The 16157-nt window shown below is 60.8% G+C and carries 13 protein-coding genes; 10 read left to right on the top strand and 3 right to left on the bottom strand.

The window, feature by feature from the left end; genetic code table 11:
- Positions 1 to 390: 390 nt before the first annotated feature.
- From AC3A5O_RS20005 to AC3A5O_RS19960, 10 genes are all read left to right on the top strand, one after another.
- Positions 391 to 1716, top strand: a complete 1326-nt coding sequence (locus AC3A5O_RS20005) for an NAD(P)/FAD-dependent oxidoreductase (protein WP_122564796.1) — start codon at positions 391 to 393, stop codon at positions 1714 to 1716.
- Positions 1717 to 2098: 382 nt separating this feature from the next.
- Positions 2099 to 2767: a haloacid dehalogenase type II gene (locus AC3A5O_RS20000; protein WP_122564795.1), complete on the top strand. Its 669-nt coding sequence runs from the start codon at positions 2099 to 2101 to the stop codon at positions 2765 to 2767.
- Positions 2768 to 2803: 36 nt separating this feature from the next.
- The gene (locus tag AC3A5O_RS19995; protein ID WP_487753617.1) at positions 2804 to 4078 is read left to right on the top strand and encodes an NAD(P)/FAD-dependent oxidoreductase; all 1275 of its coding nucleotides are present in this window, start codon (positions 2804 to 2806) and stop codon (positions 4076 to 4078) included.
- An 81-nt stretch (positions 4079 to 4159) separates the two neighbouring features.
- Positions 4160 to 5806: an ABC transporter substrate-binding protein gene (locus AC3A5O_RS19990; protein WP_122564793.1), complete on the top strand. Its 1647-nt coding sequence runs from the start codon at positions 4160 to 4162 to the stop codon at positions 5804 to 5806.
- 40 nt (positions 5807 to 5846) lie between these two features.
- The gene (locus AC3A5O_RS19985) at positions 5847 to 6803 is read left to right on the top strand and encodes an ABC transporter permease (protein WP_122564852.1); all 957 of its coding nucleotides are present in this window, start codon (positions 5847 to 5849) and stop codon (positions 6801 to 6803) included.
- Positions 6800 to 7675, top strand: a complete 876-nt coding sequence (locus AC3A5O_RS19980) for an ABC transporter permease (RefSeq protein WP_122564792.1) — start codon at positions 6800 to 6802, stop codon at positions 7673 to 7675. Before AC3A5O_RS19985 ends, AC3A5O_RS19980 begins: the two co-directional genes overlap by 4 nt.
- Before the next feature lies 1 nt (position 7676).
- A complete protein-coding gene (locus AC3A5O_RS19975) occupies positions 7677 to 9518 on the top strand; it encodes an ABC transporter ATP-binding protein (protein WP_487753616.1) in 1842 nt (613 codons plus the stop codon).
- Between the two features lie 70 nt (positions 9519 to 9588).
- Positions 9589 to 10746, top strand: a complete 1158-nt coding sequence (gene argE, locus AC3A5O_RS19970; protein WP_122564790.1) for an acetylornithine deacetylase — start codon at positions 9589 to 9591, stop codon at positions 10744 to 10746.
- A 217-nt stretch (positions 10747 to 10963) separates the two neighbouring features.
- Entirely contained in the window at positions 10964 to 12421 is a 1458-nt protein-coding gene (locus tag AC3A5O_RS19965) for an NAD-dependent succinate-semialdehyde dehydrogenase (protein WP_122564789.1), read from the top strand.
- Positions 12422 to 12455: 34 nt separating this feature from the next.
- On the top strand, positions 12456 to 13535 hold the full coding sequence (locus tag AC3A5O_RS19960; RefSeq protein WP_487753615.1) for a tartrate dehydrogenase: 1080 nt from the start codon (positions 12456 to 12458) through the stop codon (positions 13533 to 13535).
- Between the two features lie 507 nt (positions 13536 to 14042).
- Here the strand turns inward: AC3A5O_RS19960 and AC3A5O_RS19955 are convergent.
- From AC3A5O_RS19955 to AC3A5O_RS19945, 3 genes are all read right to left on the bottom strand, one after another.
- Positions 14043 to 14210, bottom strand: a complete 168-nt coding sequence (locus AC3A5O_RS19955) for a hypothetical protein (protein WP_487753621.1) — start codon at positions 14208 to 14210, stop codon at positions 14043 to 14045.
- Positions 14211 to 14374: 164 nt separating this feature from the next.
- The gene (locus AC3A5O_RS19950; protein ID WP_354339679.1) at positions 14375 to 15082 is read right to left on the bottom strand and encodes a cupin domain-containing protein; all 708 of its coding nucleotides are present in this window, start codon (positions 15080 to 15082) and stop codon (positions 14375 to 14377) included.
- Between the two features lie 49 nt (positions 15083 to 15131).
- A complete protein-coding gene (locus AC3A5O_RS19945) occupies positions 15132 to 15989 on the bottom strand; it encodes a GNAT family N-acetyltransferase (protein ID WP_487753614.1) in 858 nt (285 codons plus the stop codon).
- Positions 15990 to 16157: the final 168 nt, after the last annotated feature.

The following is a 16157-nucleotide window of genomic DNA, read 5'->3' as shown; positions in this document are numbered from 1 at the left end:
ACATGTTTCAACGGACCGGGTAATCAAGGCCGCCAAAACGAAAAGACCTTGAAAGGGATGGCCGTAAGGGCGGAACCGCCAGCAGCCGTTACCGCAGCAACGGATATACACCCAAAACTACATCTCACAGAACAAATACCGAACCCTCCCGCAAAGTCTGCTGAACACATCCCGCAAAACGGTGCTTTGTACCAGCCAACCTATACTTTTAACCGTTTATGCACGGTTTCATGGTGTTGTAATAACCCCATGATTCAGCGTGGCACCAAAGCTTCCAGAACGAAGCAGCGGCTTGCCCAGGTCGCAACCCTCAGTGCATGGCCAATGCACCCGCGACCACCTGAAGAAGACGTACCTTCAAATCCCCCGGCCTTCATGGACATCCCTAAAATGCCAGCACCGTTAATTTCCGTAGAGACGAATTCTGAACTTCCGACGCACGCTGACATTGTCGTGATCGGCGGCGGCATTATCGGAACCTTCACGGCCTATTACCTGGCCAAGCGCGGCATGAAGGTCGCGCTGGTGGAAAAGGGCCGCGTGGGTGCAGAGCAATCGAGTCGAAACTGGGGCTGGTGCCGTCAGCAGAATCGAGACGCTCGCGAGCTGCCGCTGTCGACCAAGAGCCTGGATCTGTGGGAGCAGTTTGCGGCAGAGACCGGTGAGGACACAGGGTTCAGAAGGTGTGGCTTGCTCTATCTGAGCAACAACGAGAAAGAACTGGCCAGTTGGGCAAAATGGGGGGAGTTTGCCCGTACCGTCAATGTGAAAACCCACATGCTGACGGCGGAACAGGCCGCCGAACATGGCCGGGTGACCGGCAAGTCGTGGAAAGGCGGGGTCTTTTCACCTACCGACGGTACCGCAGACCCATCCCGTGCCGCCCCGGCGGTTGCACGGGCCATCATCAAGCTGGGGGGCACGGTGCACCAGGGCTGCGCCGCACGTGGCCTCGAGACCGAGGGCGGCCGGTTGTCTGCCGTCGTCACCGAGAAGGGCACCATTCGCACCAAGCTCGCGGTGCTCGCCGGTGGCGCCTGGGCGTCCTCTTTCTGCCGTCAGTACGGCATCCGGTTTCCCCAGGCATCCATTCGTCAAACGATACTGTCGGTTTCCAAGAACGCCCAAGAGATACCGGACGCGCTCCACACGGATGAAGTCTCCATGACCCGTCGTTCCGATGGTGGGATCACGGTAGCCATCAGTGGGAGAGGGCGGGTTGACCCGACTTTGCAACTGCTGCGTTTCGCCCCGCAGTTCCTGCCGATGTTCCAGCGCAGGTGGCGCAAGCTGGCCCCCGGCGGCCTGGAGGGCTTCCAATCGGGGCACGAAGGCTTGGGCCGCTGGCGGTTGGACCAGCCAACACCGATGGAGCGCATGCGAATTCTGGATCCGAAGGCCGACGCCTCGACGGTTGAGTTGACGTACAAGCGCGCGGTAGACCTGATCCCGATGCTGAAGACGTCGTCGGTCACCGCCGCCTGGGCAGGTTATGTGGACAGTACGCCTGACGGCGTCCCGGGCATCGGCGAGATAGCGAGCCTGCCGGGCCTGGTGCTGGCGGCGGGGTTCAGTGGGCATGGCTTCGGCATCGGCCCGGGTGCGGGCCATTTGATCGCCGATATTGTCTGTGACATGACCCCGCTGGTTGATCCGCGTCCCTATCACCCGGACCGTTTCCAATCTTCGGCCTGGGGCAAGGTCGCGGAGTTTTGAGGGCAGGGGGGAGCTCACCCGCCAAACAATAAACGGGCGCATCCTCAGGGATGCGCCCGTTTTCGTTTTGCAGGCCCGTACTGCCGGTATAACGCAGGCGTAGATTCTGCCGCACGCGAGGTCTCCAGTGGTTTTTTGCGCACCATAAGCGTCCGCAAATGCCTTGAAAACGGCGCAAATGCCCATGCTTGGCGCATCCCGCACAGTCTGCTGAGCAGGCCCCGAAAAACGGTGGTTTGTGCCAAGCGGCCTATACTTTTAACAGTTTATGCACGGTCTCATGATGCTGTAATAAAACCGTGATGCAGCGTTGCCCCCAACCTTCCAGAACGGCGCAACCGCTTGCCCCTCATGACCTCAACCATCATTCAGGACTGCACTCATGAGCTTCCTTCGCCCCAAGTTCATTACCTTTGACTGCTACGGCACATTGACCAACTTTCAGATGGGGACCATGACGCGCGAACTGTTCGCCGATCGGGTTCCAGCCGAGCAAATGGACCAGTTCGTCAAGGATTTCTCGGCCTATCGCCTGGACCAGGTGATGGGTGACTGGCGGCCCTATGATGAAATTCTCAAGACCGCCCTGGCCCGGGTCTGCAAGCGTTGGGGTGTCGAGTACAAAGGCGAAGGCCAGCTCTACTACGATGCCGTACCGACCTGGGGCCCGCATGCCGACGTACCGGCCGGCTTGTCGAAAATTGCCGACAAGATTCCCCTGGTGATTTTCTCCAACGCGATGGACGAGCAGATCATGTCCAACGTCGACAAGCTCGGCGCACCTTTCCATAAAGTCTTCACGGCCCAACAAGCCCAAGCCTACAAGCCGCGCCTGGCTGCCTTCGAGTTCATGCTCGATAACCTCGGCTGCGGGCCGGAGGATGTCCTGCACGTGTCCTCGAGCTTCCGCTATGACCTGATGTCTGCCCACGACATGAAGATCAAGCACAAAGCGTTCGTGGCCCGTGGTCATGAGCTGCCTGGAAACGTTGGTTACAGCTACCACCAGATCCCGGACATCGGCGGATTAGCCGGTTTAGTCGGTCTCTGAGTCTCTGGGCACTCTTCAAGGCATAAGGGGTTAGACATGGGCAGTGAGTCTTATTGGCTCGATACCGCACCGGCATTTACCGGTGCCCAGCTCGGTGCGTTGCCCGGGCAGGTCGATGTGGCCATCGTCGGTGGTGGTTTCACTGGCCTGGCTGCGGCCCGGGCCCTGGCCTTGAAGGGGGCCAGTGTGGCGGTGCTGGAAGGCGGGCGGGTCATTGGCGAGGCGTCAGGACGCAATGGCGGCCAGTGCAATACCGGCGTCGCCCAGGACTACGCGGCACTGAGTGCCAGCCTCGGCGCCGATAAAGCGCGCGCCTATTACCAGGCCTATGAAAGCGCTGTGCAGAGCGTCGTCTCGCTGGTGGAGCAAGAGCAGATCGCCTGCAACTTCACGCGCAACGGCAAGCTCAAGCTGGCGGCCAAGCCCATGCATTACGAAGGCTTGGCGCGCACCTGCGAATTGATTCGGCGGGAGGTCGATGCCGAGGTCGAGTTGCTGTCTGCCCAGGAGACCCGCGCTGAAGTCAACTCGGACCAATTCCACGGTGGCTTGTTGCAACGCAACGGCGTGCAGATGCACGTCGGGCGCTTCGGGGTCGGGTTGGCCGAGGCCGCCGCCCGTCACGGCGCGCTGATTTTCCAGGGTGTGTCCGTAACGGACTGGAAAGCCAGTGCCGACGGCTATCGGGTCAATACCACCAAGGGTTCGCTACAGGCCACGCAGATCCTGCTGGCCACCGGCACCTCTCAGCAGGGTGGCTTGGGCTGGTATCGGCGGCGGATCGTGCCGGTGGGCAGTTTTGTGATCGCCACCGAGGTGTTGCCGCAGGCGCTGATCGACAGTCTGCTGCCGGCACACCGCTCCTATGTCACCAGCCGCATGATCGGTAACTATTTCCGCCTGACCCCGGACAACCGCCTGCTGTTTGGCGGGCGTGCGCGGTTTGCCATGTCTGACAGCGTGTCCGACGCCAAGAGCGGCAAAGTCTTGCACGCGGCGATGGTGCGGATGTTCCCGCAACTGGCCCAGGTGAAGGTCGATTATTGCTGGGGTGGATTGGTGGACATGACCTCCGACCGGTTGCCCCGGGCCGGCCAGCACGGAGGGGTTTATCACTCCATGGGCTACAGCGGCCACGGCGTGCAGATGTCGGTGCACATGGGGCAAGTCATGGCCGACGTCATGGCCGGCAAGGTCGAGGCCAACCCTTGGCGCGAACTCGATTGGCCAGCCATCCCCGGACATTTTGGCAAGCCCTGGTTCCTGCCTCTGGTGGGTGCGTATTACCGCCTTCAAGACTATTTGCACTGAGTTGCGAGGACGCTTCACGTTCAACACATTGCGTTAATTGCGAGCAATCGAGCCTTATCACTTGCGAAAGGTAGAACTGACATGACTGACAAAAAAAACAGTATCGACACCCAGCTGATAACAGGTACGGAAAGTCTGCGCATCTTTGAAGGGCTCAATCGCGGCATGTCACGCCGCAATGCATTGCAAATGCTGGGATTGGCCGGTGTGGCCGTGGCGGGCGCGGGTAGCCTGTTCGGCGCCGCCGGCAAGCTGTTCGCCGATGAAGAGGCCGCCACCCCTGGCAAAGGCAAGCCTGGTGGTCGCATTCGCGTCGCAGGCTCGACCAGCTCCACCGCTGACACCCTGGACCCGGCCAAGGGTTCATCGTCCACCGACTATGTGCGCCATTACATGTTCTATAACGGGCTGACGCGTTTCGACAGCCATATGGTGCCGCAACTGGAGCTGGCCGAGCGCATCGAAACCACTGACGCCACGCTTTGGGTGATCAGCCTGCGCAAGGAAGTGACCTTCCACAATGGCAAGGCACTGACCGCCGCCGACGTGGTGTTTTCGCTGCTGCGGCACAAGGACCCGATCACCGGTTCCAAGGTCCTGCCGCTGGCGTCGCAGTTCGCCGACGTCAAAGCCGTCGGCACCCACGAAGTGCAGATACAGTTGAGCGGCCCCAACGCCGAACTGCCATCGATCCTGGCCGTTTCGCACATGTTGATCGTGCCCGAGGGCACCAGCGATTTCAGCCAGGGCATCGGTACCGGTCCGTTCAAGGTCAAGGAGTTCAAGCCCGGGGTGCGTTCCATTGGTGTGCGCAATACCAACTACTGGAAACCCGGCTTGCCGTACCTGGACGAGATCGAATTCATCGGCATTGCCGACGAGTCGTCACGGATCAACGCGTTGCTGTCGGGGGACGTGCACATCGTCAACGAGGTCAACCCACGCTCGACGACCCGCATCAAGGCCAGCGCCAAGCACCAGGTCATTGACTCACCGTCGGGCAACTACACCGACCTGATCATCCGTCAGGACCAGATGCCAGGTAAAAGCCCGGAATTCACCCAGGCCATGAAGTTGCTGCTGGACCGGGAGCAGATCAAGTCGGCGATTTTCCGGGGCTACGCCAGGGTCGGCAACGATCATCCGATCGCCCCCGGTGCCCGCTTCTACAACGCCGAATTGCCACAACGGGCTTACGATCCGGAACAAGCCAAGTTCCTGCTCAAGAAGGCTGGCATGGAAAACATCACCATGCCGTTGATGTGCTCGCCAGCGGCGACCGGCTCGGTGGACGTCGCGGTGTTGCTGCAGCAATCTGCCAAGGAGGCGGGGCTCAAACTCAACGTCAACCGCCTGCCGAGCGATGGCTACTGGTCCAACCACTGGGCCAAGCACCCGCTGAGTTTTGGCAACATCAACCCGCGCCCGAATGCCGACATGCTGTTCTCGCAGTTTTTCCAGTCGACCGCACCATGGAATGAATCCGGTTGGAAAAACGAACAGTTCGACCAGTTGTTGATACAGGCTCGGGGCGAAACCGACGAGGCCAAGCGCGGCAAGATGTACGCCGACATGCAAGTGCTGGTGCATGAGCACAGCGGTATCGGCGTACCGGTGTTTATCAGCAACATCGACGGCGCCGATCAGCGCGTCAAAGGCTATGGCGCCAACCCTCTGGGCGGTTTCATGGGCTACATGTTTGCCGAGCAAGTCTGGCTGGACGCCTGATGAGCGTCGGGTCTGGGCCATATTGCATGAGGGTCGGATGATGAATAGCAACACACTCTGGTTGATCGGCCGCCGCCTCGGGGCGGCGGCCGTGACCTTGTTGATTGTCTCCATGGTGGTGTTCGCCATCACGGCGGTGCTGCCGGGGGACGCGGCGCAACAGGCGCTGGGGCAGTTCGCCACGCCGGAACAAGTGGCGGCCCTGCGGATGAAAATGGGCTTGGACCAGCCCGGTGTGTTGCGTTACCTGCACTGGCTGACAAGCCTGCTCAGCGGTGACATGGGCATGTCGATGTCCAACGCCATGCCGGTCATCGATCTGATGGCCGGCCGGGTCCCCAACACCTTGATGCTGGCGGCTGCCACGGCGTTGGTGTCGGTGCCTGTGGCGTTGACCCTGGGTATCGGTTCAGCGATGGGCCGAGGCGGGCGCATCGACAGCTTCCTGAGTTTTTTCACCTTGACCATGGTGGCGGTGCCGGAATTCCTGGTCGCCACCTTGGCGGTGCTGATATTCGCGGTGAACCTGGGCTGGTTGTCGGCACTGTCCTACGCCAGTGACATCACCTCACCCTGGCAATTCATGCGCACCTACGCGTTGCCGGTGATGACGTTGTGCTGTGTGATTGTTGCGCAAATGTCGCGCATGACCCGGGCGGCGGTGATCGATCAGCTCGACAGCCCTTACGTGGAAATGGCCCGGCTCAAGGGTGTGAGCAATATCCGGATCGTGCTTCGGCATGCCTTGCCCAATGCCATTGGCCCTATCGCCAATGCCATCGCCCTGAGCCTGTCCTACCTGTTGGGCGGGGTGGTGATTGTGGAAACGATCTTCAACTACCCCGGCATCGCCAGCCTGATGGTCGATGCCGTGACCAACCGCGACATGGCCCTGGTTCAAGCCTGCACCATGTTGTTTTGTACGGCGTACCTGGGGTTGGTGTTGATTGCCGACCTGTGCGCGATTCTTTCCAACCCGAGGCTGAGAAACCAATGAACAACCTCATTGTGAAGTCCCCGACGGCGGCCGTTGCGCTGGGGCTGGGCAAAGACGCCCACGCCAAGTCCTGGCTTGGCCTGGTTGGCGCCGCGATGTGTGTGCTCTGGTTGCTGGTGGCCATCTTCGGCCCGTGGCTGGCGCCGCATCCGGTGGGGGAGGTGGTCTCTGACAACGTCTTCGACAGCCTCAGCGCGACGTACCCGTTCGGCACCGATTACCTGGGCCGCGACATGCTTAGCCGGATCCTTGTCGGCGCACGCTTCACCGTCGGCCTGGCGTTGGTGGCCGCGGTGCTGTCCAGCACCCTGGGAACCAGTCTGGCACTGTTGTCGGTGGTGTCGCCAAAGTGGCTGGATGAGCTGATCAGTCGCCTGATGGATGCGTTCATTTCGATCCCCAGCAAGATGCTGGCGTTGATCATGGTTTCGGCCTTCGGCTCCTCGGTCACCTTGCTGATCTGCACGGCGGTGTTGAGCTACACCCCCGGAGCTTTCCGCATCGCCCGCAGCATGGCGGTGAACATCGAAGCGCTGGAGTACGTGCAAGTGGCCCGCACTCGTGGCGAGCGCCGGCTGTACATCGCTTGCGTGGAAATCCTGCCGAACATACTCAACCCGGTGCTGGCGGACCTGGGACTGCGCTTTGGTTTCATCGTGCTGCTGCTCAGTGGCATGAGTTTCCTGGGACTGGGCGTGCAACCACCGGATGCCGACCTGGGCTCACTGGTGCGCGAGAACATCGGTGGCCTCAATCAGGGCGCGCCGGCCATTGTGATTCCGGCCTTGGCCATCGGCACCCTGACCATCGGCGTGAATCTGTTCATCGACCGGTTGTCGTCGCGACGTAGCCGACGTTCGGGAGGCCATTGAAATGAGCGAATTGATTCGAGTACAGGACCTGCGAGTGGTCGCCTGTGGCGAGCGCGGTGAAGTGGACATCGTCAAGGGCGTCAGCTTCTCCCTGCAAAAGGGCGAAGTGTTGGCGTTGATCGGCGAGTCAGGTTCCGGCAAGACCACCATTGCCCTGGCACTGCTCGGTTATGCCCGACGCGGTTGTCGGCTGGCGGGCGGCGTCGTGCAAATCGGCGAGCATGACATGCTGGCGCTGAGCGAAAGCCAATTGCAGAAGTTGCGCGGCAATCGGGTGTCCTATATTGCCCAAAGCGCCGCAGCGGCGTTCAACCCGGCGAAAAAACTGATCGATCAAGTAGTGGAGGGCGCGCTGATTCATGATCTGGGCAGCCGGGCCGTGCTTGAGGCCAAGGCCATCGAGCTGTTCCGCGACCTGGCCTTGCCTGACCCTGAGCGCATTGGCCAACGCTACCCTCATCAGGTGTCTGGCGGGCAACTGCAACGGGTGATGGCGGCCATGGCGCTGATCAGCGATCCGTTGCTGGTGGTGCTCGACGAGCCGACCACGGCCTTGGATGTGACCACCCAGATCGATGTGCTGCGGGCCTTCAAACGGGTGGTCCGTGAGCGTGGGGCCACGGCCGTCTATGTGTCCCACGACCTGGCGGTGGTGGCGCAGATGGCTGACCAGATCGTGGTGCTCAATGGCGGCGAAATCTTCGAACACAGCGCCACGGCACCGTTGCTCAAGGGCCCAGCCCACGAATACACCCGCAGCTTGTTGGCGGCGGCGCGGCCGGACACGACGATCCGTCCGCCGAGCGACATCGCCCAAGACACGCCATTGCTGACCATCCAGGGGCTGATCGCTGGCTACGGCAATAAAGATGCCCAGGGCATGCCCGCCATTCGTGTGCTGGAAGACATTGACCTGACGGTTCGCAGGGGCCAGGCCATCGGCGTCATCGGTGAATCGGGCTCTGGCAAATCGACCCTGGCACGGGTGGTGGCCGGATTGTTGGTGCCGGCCCTGGGCGGGTTGACGTTCGATGGCCACCCCCTGGGCGGCAGCCTGTCGTCGCGCACGAACGAGCAGTTCCGACGCATTCAAATGGTCTTCCAGAATGCCGACACCGCCCTCAACCCGATGCACAGCGTCAGCACGATCCTCAGCCGTCCACTGAAGATGTATTTCGGCCTCAAGGGCGCGGCTTTGCGCGAGCGTATCGGCGAATTGCTCGACCTCGTTCGCTTGCCCCGCACAATGGCGGACCGACGTCCGAACGAGCTGTCCGGCGGGCAGAAGCAACGGGTCAACCTGGCCCGAGCCCTGGCAGCCAAGCCGGACCTGATTCTCTGCGACGAGGTAACTTCGGCGCTGGATACCGTGGTCGGTGCGGCGATTCTCGAACTGCTGCGCGATCTACGCCAGCAACTGGGGGTGTCCTATCTGTTCATCAGCCACGACATCTCCACCGTGCGCGCCTTGTGTGACGACATCGTGGTGATGTACAGCGGCCACAAGATCCAGGCCGGTACCCGTCAATCCTATGCCGAGGCGCCGTTCCATCCGTATACCGACTTGTTGATCCATTCCGTACCGGAACTGCGCCAGGGCTGGCTGGAAACCTGCGGGGCAACGACCTGCCAGACGCTGCCGTCCATCGGCCCGAAAGCCAACGTACCCGGGCTGTGCACCTTCCTCAGTCGCTGCCCGGTGCGGGTCGACGGCCTGTGCAACTGTGTCGCACCGGAGCGTCGGATGATTGTCGGCGGCAGTGAAATCCTTTGCCACCACGACAGTGCCGAATTGATGAAGACCCAGCAGTCCACTAACGTGACCGTGGCGGCGTATGCATGAACAGGCGTTTTGTCAGGCTGGTCGACATCAAGCGTTTTTCCTCTTCAGTCGAGCAACGGAGCAAGGCCTCATGAAACCCCGTGTATTGGAGATTCTCAAACGGTTGATGGCTTTCGACACTGTCTCTTCAGAGTCGAACATGGCCTTGATCGAGTACGTGCGCGATCTGTTGCTGACCAAGGGCATCGAGTCACTGATCGTCAAAGACGAAAGCGGCAAGAAAGCCAATCTGTTTGCCAGCACCGGGCCACGGGACGTGCCGGGAATCTTGCTGTCGGGGCATACCGACGTGGTGCCGGCGGCGGGGCAGGCCTGGACCTTTCCGGCGTTTGAGGCGACGGTGCAGGACGGGCGGATCTATGGCCGCGGCAGTTGCGACATGAAGGGCTTTATCGCCCTGGCGATCGACGCCATGCTCGATGCCACCGAGCAGCCATTGCGCCGGCCATTGCAATTGGCACTGTCCCATGACGAAGAGATCGGTTGCGTGGGCGTGCGTCGTTTGCTCGATGTGCTGCACCTGGCACCGGTTCGCCCGTTTCTGTGCGTCATCGGCGAGCCGACCAATATGCAGTTCGTGCTCGGGCACAAGGGCAAGGGTTCTTACCGTACGTACTGTCGCGGGTTGGAAGCGCATTCCTCCCTGGCGCCGCGCTCGGTCAATGCGATTCATGTGGCTTGCGATTTCATCGCCGCGCTGCGCCTGAGCCAGCAGCAGTTGCAAGAGCAGGGCGCACGGGATAGCGATTACGACGTGCCCTACAGCACCGTGCATGTTGGCCAGATTGTCGGCGGCAAGGCGCTGAACATCGTGCCTAACTTGTGCACCCTGGACTTCGAAGTGCGTAACTTGCCGGCGGACGACCTGGACGGGTTCCTGGAGCAGATGCGCGAGCGGGCGGAACTGATCGTGCGCGAAGCCAAGAAGCTCTCCAGCGTGGCCGCTATCGAGATCGAGACTCTGAATGTCTACCCGGGCCTCGATACCCACCCGAGCGTCGAAGCGGTGCGGTTCCTGAAAAATTTTGCCGCCCCGGACACCGGCACAGCCAAAGTCTCGTTCGGCACCGAAGGCGGGTTGTTCAAACAACGCCTGGATGTGCCGGTGGTGGTCTGCGGCCCAGGCTCGATAGAACAGGCGCACAAGCCTGACGAGTTCATCGAGATCAGTCAGATGGTCGCTGGCGAGCGCTTCTTGCAAGGCTTGCTGGGCTCGATGCACAGCTAGTGTTCCGTTTACCTGATAGATCATTGCGTCACCACGCCTGCAATCCCATGCGCTTCATCGTCTGATCGAAGCTCACGGCGATCATTCCTCACCCACAGTAGAGCATGCCGTCGAAGGCTGATTTTCAGCATTCACGGCTGTAGGGCCGGCGTTTTCAGCATCCTCGTCCAGGGCGAAACAATAGACTGAAGGCTGTCTCAAAACAGGACTCGACGTCATGCTCAAGAATCGCCTGAAAGATCCCAGCCTGCTGGTAGAACTCGCTTACATCGACGGTCAATGGGTCGGCGCCGACAATGCCGCCACCTTGGACATCACCAACCCGGCCACTGGCGAGGTACTCGCCCGGGTGCCGGCGATACAAGGCAATGAAACCCGGCGCGCCGTCGAAGCCGCCGACCGTGCCTGGCCGGCCTGGCGTGCACGTCCGGCGGCGGAGCGGGCGGCGTTGCTGGATCGCTGGTATCAGGCGATGATCGACAACCTCGACGACCTGGCGTTGATCTTGACCTGTGAACAGGGCAAGCCGCTGGCGGAAGCCCAGGGCGAAATTCGCTACGGTGCCAGCTTCGTCAAATGGTTTGCCGAAGAGGCCCGACGGGTCTACGGCGAAACCATCCAGGCCCCCAGCGGTGATCGCCGCTTGCTGACCCTCAAGCAACCGGTCGGTGTTTGCGCCGCGATCACGCCGTGGAACTTCCCCAACGCGATGATCACCCGCAAGTGCGCGCCAGCCCTGGCCGCCGGTTGTACGATCGTGGTCAAACCGTCGGACCTGACCCCGCTGTCGGCCCTGGCCCTGGCTGTGCTGGCCGAACGGGTCGGCATTCCGGCCGGGGTGTTCAACGTCGTCACCGGCATGCCTGCAGGCATTGGGGAAGAACTGACCGGCAACCCGACAGTGCGCAAACTGTCCTTCACCGGGTCCACTGCGGTCGGTCGTCTGCTGATGCGCCAGAGCGCCGAACACATCAAGCGCTTGAGCCTGGAGCTGGGTGGTAACGCCCCGTTCATCGTGTTCGACGACGCGGACCTGGAGCAGGCCGTGACCGGCATCATGCTCAGCAAATTCCGCAACGCCGGGCAGACCTGCGTCTGCGCCAACCGGATTCTGGTGCAGGACGGGATCTACGAGCGCTTCGCCCAACGCCTGGTGGAGGAGGTGGGCAAACTCAAGGTCGGCGATGGTCTGGACGACGGCGTAAACATAGGCCCGCTGATCAATGCGGCGGCGGTCAGTAAAGTCGCTCGACATATCGACGAGGCGTTGAGCCAGGGCGCTCGTCTACTCTGTGGTGAGATCCCCAAAGGCGACAGCCAGTTTGTCCAGCCGACAGTGCTGGGTGATACCCATGCCGGGATGCTGCTGGCCAACGAAGAAACCTTCGGTCCGGTCGCGCCACTGATGCGCTTTAGCACTGAAGAAGAGGCGCTGGCCTGGGCCAACGCAACGCCTTATGGCTTGGCCGCTTATTTCTTCACCCAGGATCTGCGCCGCTCATGGCGGTTCGGTGAGGCGCTGGAGTTCGGCATGGTCGGTCTCAATACCGGGCTCATTTCCATGGACGTCGCGCCCTTTGGCGGTATCAAGCAATCGGGCCTGGGGCGTGAAGGCAGTAAATATGGCCTGGACGAATTCCTTGAAGTCAAAGCCTTCCACATGGGTGGGCTGTGATCCGGTCAGCGTTTGAAGAGAGGAGGCACGGTTGATGAGCAAACCATTCAGAATCGCCGCGATTGCCGGCGACGGTATCGGTAAGGAAGTCTTGCCGGAAGGTCTGCGGGTATTGGAGCAGGCCGCGAAGAAATGGCAATTGGATTTGAGCATCGAAGTGCTCGACTGGGCTCACTGCGATTACTACCTGGAACACGGGCAGATGATGCCTGACGACTGGTTCGCGCAGCTCAAGGACTTCGATGCGATTTATTTTGGTGCCGTGGGCTGGCCGGACAAGGTGCCGGATCACATTTCCCTGTGGGGTTCGCTACTGAAGTTTCGTCGGGACTTCGACCAATACGTGAACATCCGGCCGGTGCGGCTGTTTCCCGGCGTGCCATGCCCGTTGGCCGGGCGCGAGCCCGGAGACATCGATTTCGTGGTGATCCGCGAAAACACCGAGGGCGAGTATTCCTCGATCGGCGGCAAGATGTTCGAAGGCACCGAGCATGAGTTCGTGCTGCAGGAATCGGTGTTCACGCGCCGCGGCGTGGACCGCATTCTCAAGTTCGCTTTCGACCTGGCCCAGACCTGGCCGCGTAAACGCCTGACGGCAGCGACCAAGTCCAATGGCATCTCCATCAGCATGCCGTACTGGGATGAACGCACGGCGCTCATGGCGCAGCAGTACCCCGAAGTCACCTGGGACAAGCAACACATCGACATCCTGTGCGCGCGTTTCGTGCTTCAGCCCGATCGTTTCGATGTGGTCGTGGCGTCGAATCTGTTCGGCGACATCCTGTCCGACCTGGGGCCTGCCTGCGCCGGTACCATCGGCATCGCGCCTTCGGCCAATCTCGATCCGGAGCGACGTTTTCCCTCGCTGTTTGAACCGGTTCATGGCTCGGCGCCGGATATCTATGGGCGCAATATTGCCAATCCGATTGCGATGATCTGGTCTGGCGCTTTGATGTTGGACTTCTTGGGTAATGGCGATGAGCGTTATCGTGCGGCTCATGATGGGATTCTCAGGGCTATCGAGCGGGTGATTGCCGACGGGCCGATTACGCCTGATCTGGGGGGGCAGGGGTCGACTCAGGATGTGGGGCAGGCTATTGCGATGGCGCTTTGATCGGAGTGGGCACTCTGTGAGTTTTTTAACGGTGTGTATATCCGTTGCTGCGGTAACGGCGGCTTAGGGTTCCGCCCTTACGGCGGGTCACTTTTGAAGAGCCCGGAAGCCGGCCCAGTCAAAAGTAACCAAAACGCTTTTGCCCCACCACTCGGCACCTCGCTTAGGCTCGGTGTGCCCGAGATCAACGTCCAACGCGAGGCGGCCTGATAGCCGACCTGGCTGTTGGTGGGACCGCGTTTCCCCTGTGGGAGCGAGCTTGCTCGCGATGAGGACAGCACATCCTGCATCTTCATCGGCTATGACACCGCTATCGCGAGCAAGCTCGCTCCCATATCCAATCTCCAGTGAACACAAATTCATGTCCAACACAAAACCACTGTGGGAGCGAGCTTGCTCGCGATGAGGCCAGCACATCCAACTTCTTCATTGACTGAGCCACCGCTATCGCGAGCAAGCTTTGCTCCCACAGATCTGATGGGTGTAAGACCGGGAGAACCAGGTCGGCTACCAGGCCGCCTCGGGGAGGACGTTGATCTCGGGCGCCCCGTTAACCACGCTGGCCGAACGCAGGCATTGCGCAGTGGGCACCTCGGCATGGATGCCGAGGTAGCCGCGCTGGGCCATGGATGACCCTTCGCGGCGGCCCACGGAGCAATGCCTTCGTTCAGGCATGCCGAGCCTAAGCGAGGCACCAAGTGCTGGGGCAGAGGCGTTTTGGTTACTTTTGACTGGGCCGGCTTCCGGGCTCTTCAAAAGTGACCCGCTGTAAGAGCGGAACCGTCAGCAGCCGTTACCCAAATAACGGATATTCACACCCAAAAAAGCCCCACCAGACATCACTTACAAACATAGACCTTACGCACATAGACACTGCTCTTCCAAGCGCAAGGAGCCCCCTTAGGCACAAACACCGTATCGCCAGTACTCACCGCCAGACCCGTACCATCCGCAAGCTGAAGAACGATGCTGCCCTCAAGCAAGTGCATCAGTTCATGCATCGTGTGTGGCCGCGCCTTACGGATATAAGGTGTCGAATCCCAGATACCAATACGCAGGTTGGTCGCATCCTCGACGAACAGGTTGTTCGAACGACATTGCGGTGTCGGGCTCAGCAAAAATTCCTCACTCGGTGGCGTCGAAGGGGAGAGCAGAGTGTGCGGGGGAAGAGCGGTCAGCCCGATATGGCCGACTTCAACAGGCTGGGTATCGGCACAGAATGCCCAGAGCGAGCCAGGTTGTGCCTCGATCCGAACCGAGGTGCCACGGGCAATCACGGCGCTGTCACCCGGGGTGAGTGCGATCACGTGATCCTGGCTCTGCAAGGTGACGTGTCCGGCGTGGACGACAATCGTTTCGCTATAGGGGTATTCATCGACGCTGAATTGCCCGCTCGCCTGGACGATGCCGGCAGCAATGTCATCGGTCCCGACATAAGCAATCTGCCGGTCGAACGGATCGTTGGCTCCTAATGAGCCGCTGGTAAACGCTGTGGACACGGGAGTGCCGTTGGCATGGGCCAACAGCACGGCAGTGGGTTCTAGCATGAGGGTGTTTCTCCTGGAGAGTGGATGGTATAGCGGTGATGAAGGGGCGTCAGCCGATGGCCTGGGTTACCAGCGCAAACTGGTGTACGTCGCCGCTGGCCTGGGGTGGGGTCCCACGAACCATTTGTGCGACGGTGTCGACCTGCTTCAGTCCGGCTTCTTCCAGCCAAGGACCCAGGCCGCTGTCGGACGGTATGTCCATACGCACAAAAGCATCCGACACTTGAGTCAACAACACCGCGATCAAGTGCTTGGCCTGCTCTGGGTTTTCTGCGACGACTGGACCGATGGAACGACCACGACCGAAGGGACGCAGAAGGGCGAACGCACGCAGTTGACCATCGCGCTCGATCCCCACGACGTCTTCGACACTCTCGAACAGATCGTTGAGCACGGTATGCCTGTCCAGGCCGCTGCCGGCGTTGGCGAGCTCGATCACGTCGTTCCGATCTGCTTCGGTCAGGCGGCGCAGGCGCTCATCGGATGGCAGGTCCGTGGGGGCTGGGGGCAATACGGTTCCTTGATGTTGTTGGATATGCCCAAAGTCAACGAATCCCTGGCTGACATAAAGCGGCGCGCCGGCCAGCGTCGCATTGAGCATGGCTGTCTGCGAGCCGCACGCTTGGATTGCCAGCTCCATCAATTTGCGGCCGATGCCCTGACCCTGGTACTCATCGCTGACGATCACCAGGCCGATCGTGGCGTAATCACCCTGCGGGCAGGTGAACGCCGTACCGATCAGGCGACCTTCGTCCTCTGCGACAAACCCCTGCGAGACACGCTGCAGCATGGCCCAGTCTTCCAGGCGGTGGGGCCACTTCAACTGCACGGACAAGGCATGGGCCGCTGCCACATCGGCAGACGTCATGGGGCGAAAGGTATAGACGGGGCGTTGCGTGTTGGACATGACAGATCTCCATGGACGGGGAGGGTGACCGGTCGGATTTCTCCGCTGAAAGTGCTGGTATCTCACCTGCCGCCAGGCCTGACAAGAGGCGGACATTGATTCGGTAGATTGCATAAGTTGCGGCTTCACGCGCCGCAGTTATTGCTCAAATCGACAGCAGGCTCAGCA

The organism is Pseudomonas sp. Soil_N_39, assembly GCF_057655955.1.
This window is presented reverse-complemented; position numbering and strand designations above follow the sequence as displayed.

What these genes read in the sequence shown, in the direction of transcription:
- AC3A5O_RS20005 (WP_122564796.1), top strand. Translation starts at nt 391, where the DNA reads ATGCCAGCACCGTTAATTTCCGTAGAGACGAATTCTGAACTTCCGACG.
- AC3A5O_RS20000 (WP_122564795.1), top strand. Translation starts at nt 2,099, where the DNA reads ATGAGCTTCCTTCGCCCCAAGTTCATTACCTTTGACTGCTACGGCACA.
- AC3A5O_RS19995 (WP_487753617.1), top strand. Translation starts at nt 2,804, where the DNA reads ATGGGCAGTGAGTCTTATTGGCTCGATACCGCACCGGCATTTACCGGT.
- AC3A5O_RS19990 (WP_122564793.1), top strand. Translation starts at nt 4,160, where the DNA reads ATGACTGACAAAAAAAACAGTATCGACACCCAGCTGATAACAGGTACG.
- AC3A5O_RS19985 (WP_122564852.1), top strand. Translation starts at nt 5,847, where the DNA reads ATGAATAGCAACACACTCTGGTTGATCGGCCGCCGCCTCGGGGCGGCG.
- AC3A5O_RS19980 (WP_122564792.1), top strand. Translation starts at nt 6,800, where the DNA reads ATGAACAACCTCATTGTGAAGTCCCCGACGGCGGCCGTTGCGCTGGGG.
- AC3A5O_RS19975 (WP_487753616.1), top strand. Translation starts at nt 7,677, where the DNA reads ATGAGCGAATTGATTCGAGTACAGGACCTGCGAGTGGTCGCCTGTGGC.
- argE (WP_122564790.1), top strand. Translation starts at nt 9,589, where the DNA reads ATGAAACCCCGTGTATTGGAGATTCTCAAACGGTTGATGGCTTTCGAC.
- AC3A5O_RS19965 (WP_122564789.1), top strand. Translation starts at nt 10,964, where the DNA reads ATGCTCAAGAATCGCCTGAAAGATCCCAGCCTGCTGGTAGAACTCGCT.
- AC3A5O_RS19960 (WP_487753615.1), top strand. Translation starts at nt 12,456, where the DNA reads ATGAGCAAACCATTCAGAATCGCCGCGATTGCCGGCGACGGTATCGGT.
- AC3A5O_RS19955 (WP_487753621.1), bottom strand. Translation starts at nt 14,210, where the DNA reads ATGCCTGAACGAAGGCATTGCTCCGTGGGCCGCCGCGAAGGGTCATCC.
- AC3A5O_RS19950 (WP_354339679.1), bottom strand. Translation starts at nt 15,082, where the DNA reads ATGCTAGAACCCACTGCCGTGCTGTTGGCCCATGCCAACGGCACTCCC.
- AC3A5O_RS19945 (WP_487753614.1), bottom strand. Translation starts at nt 15,989, where the DNA reads ATGTCCAACACGCAACGCCCCGTCTATACCTTTCGCCCCATGACGTCT.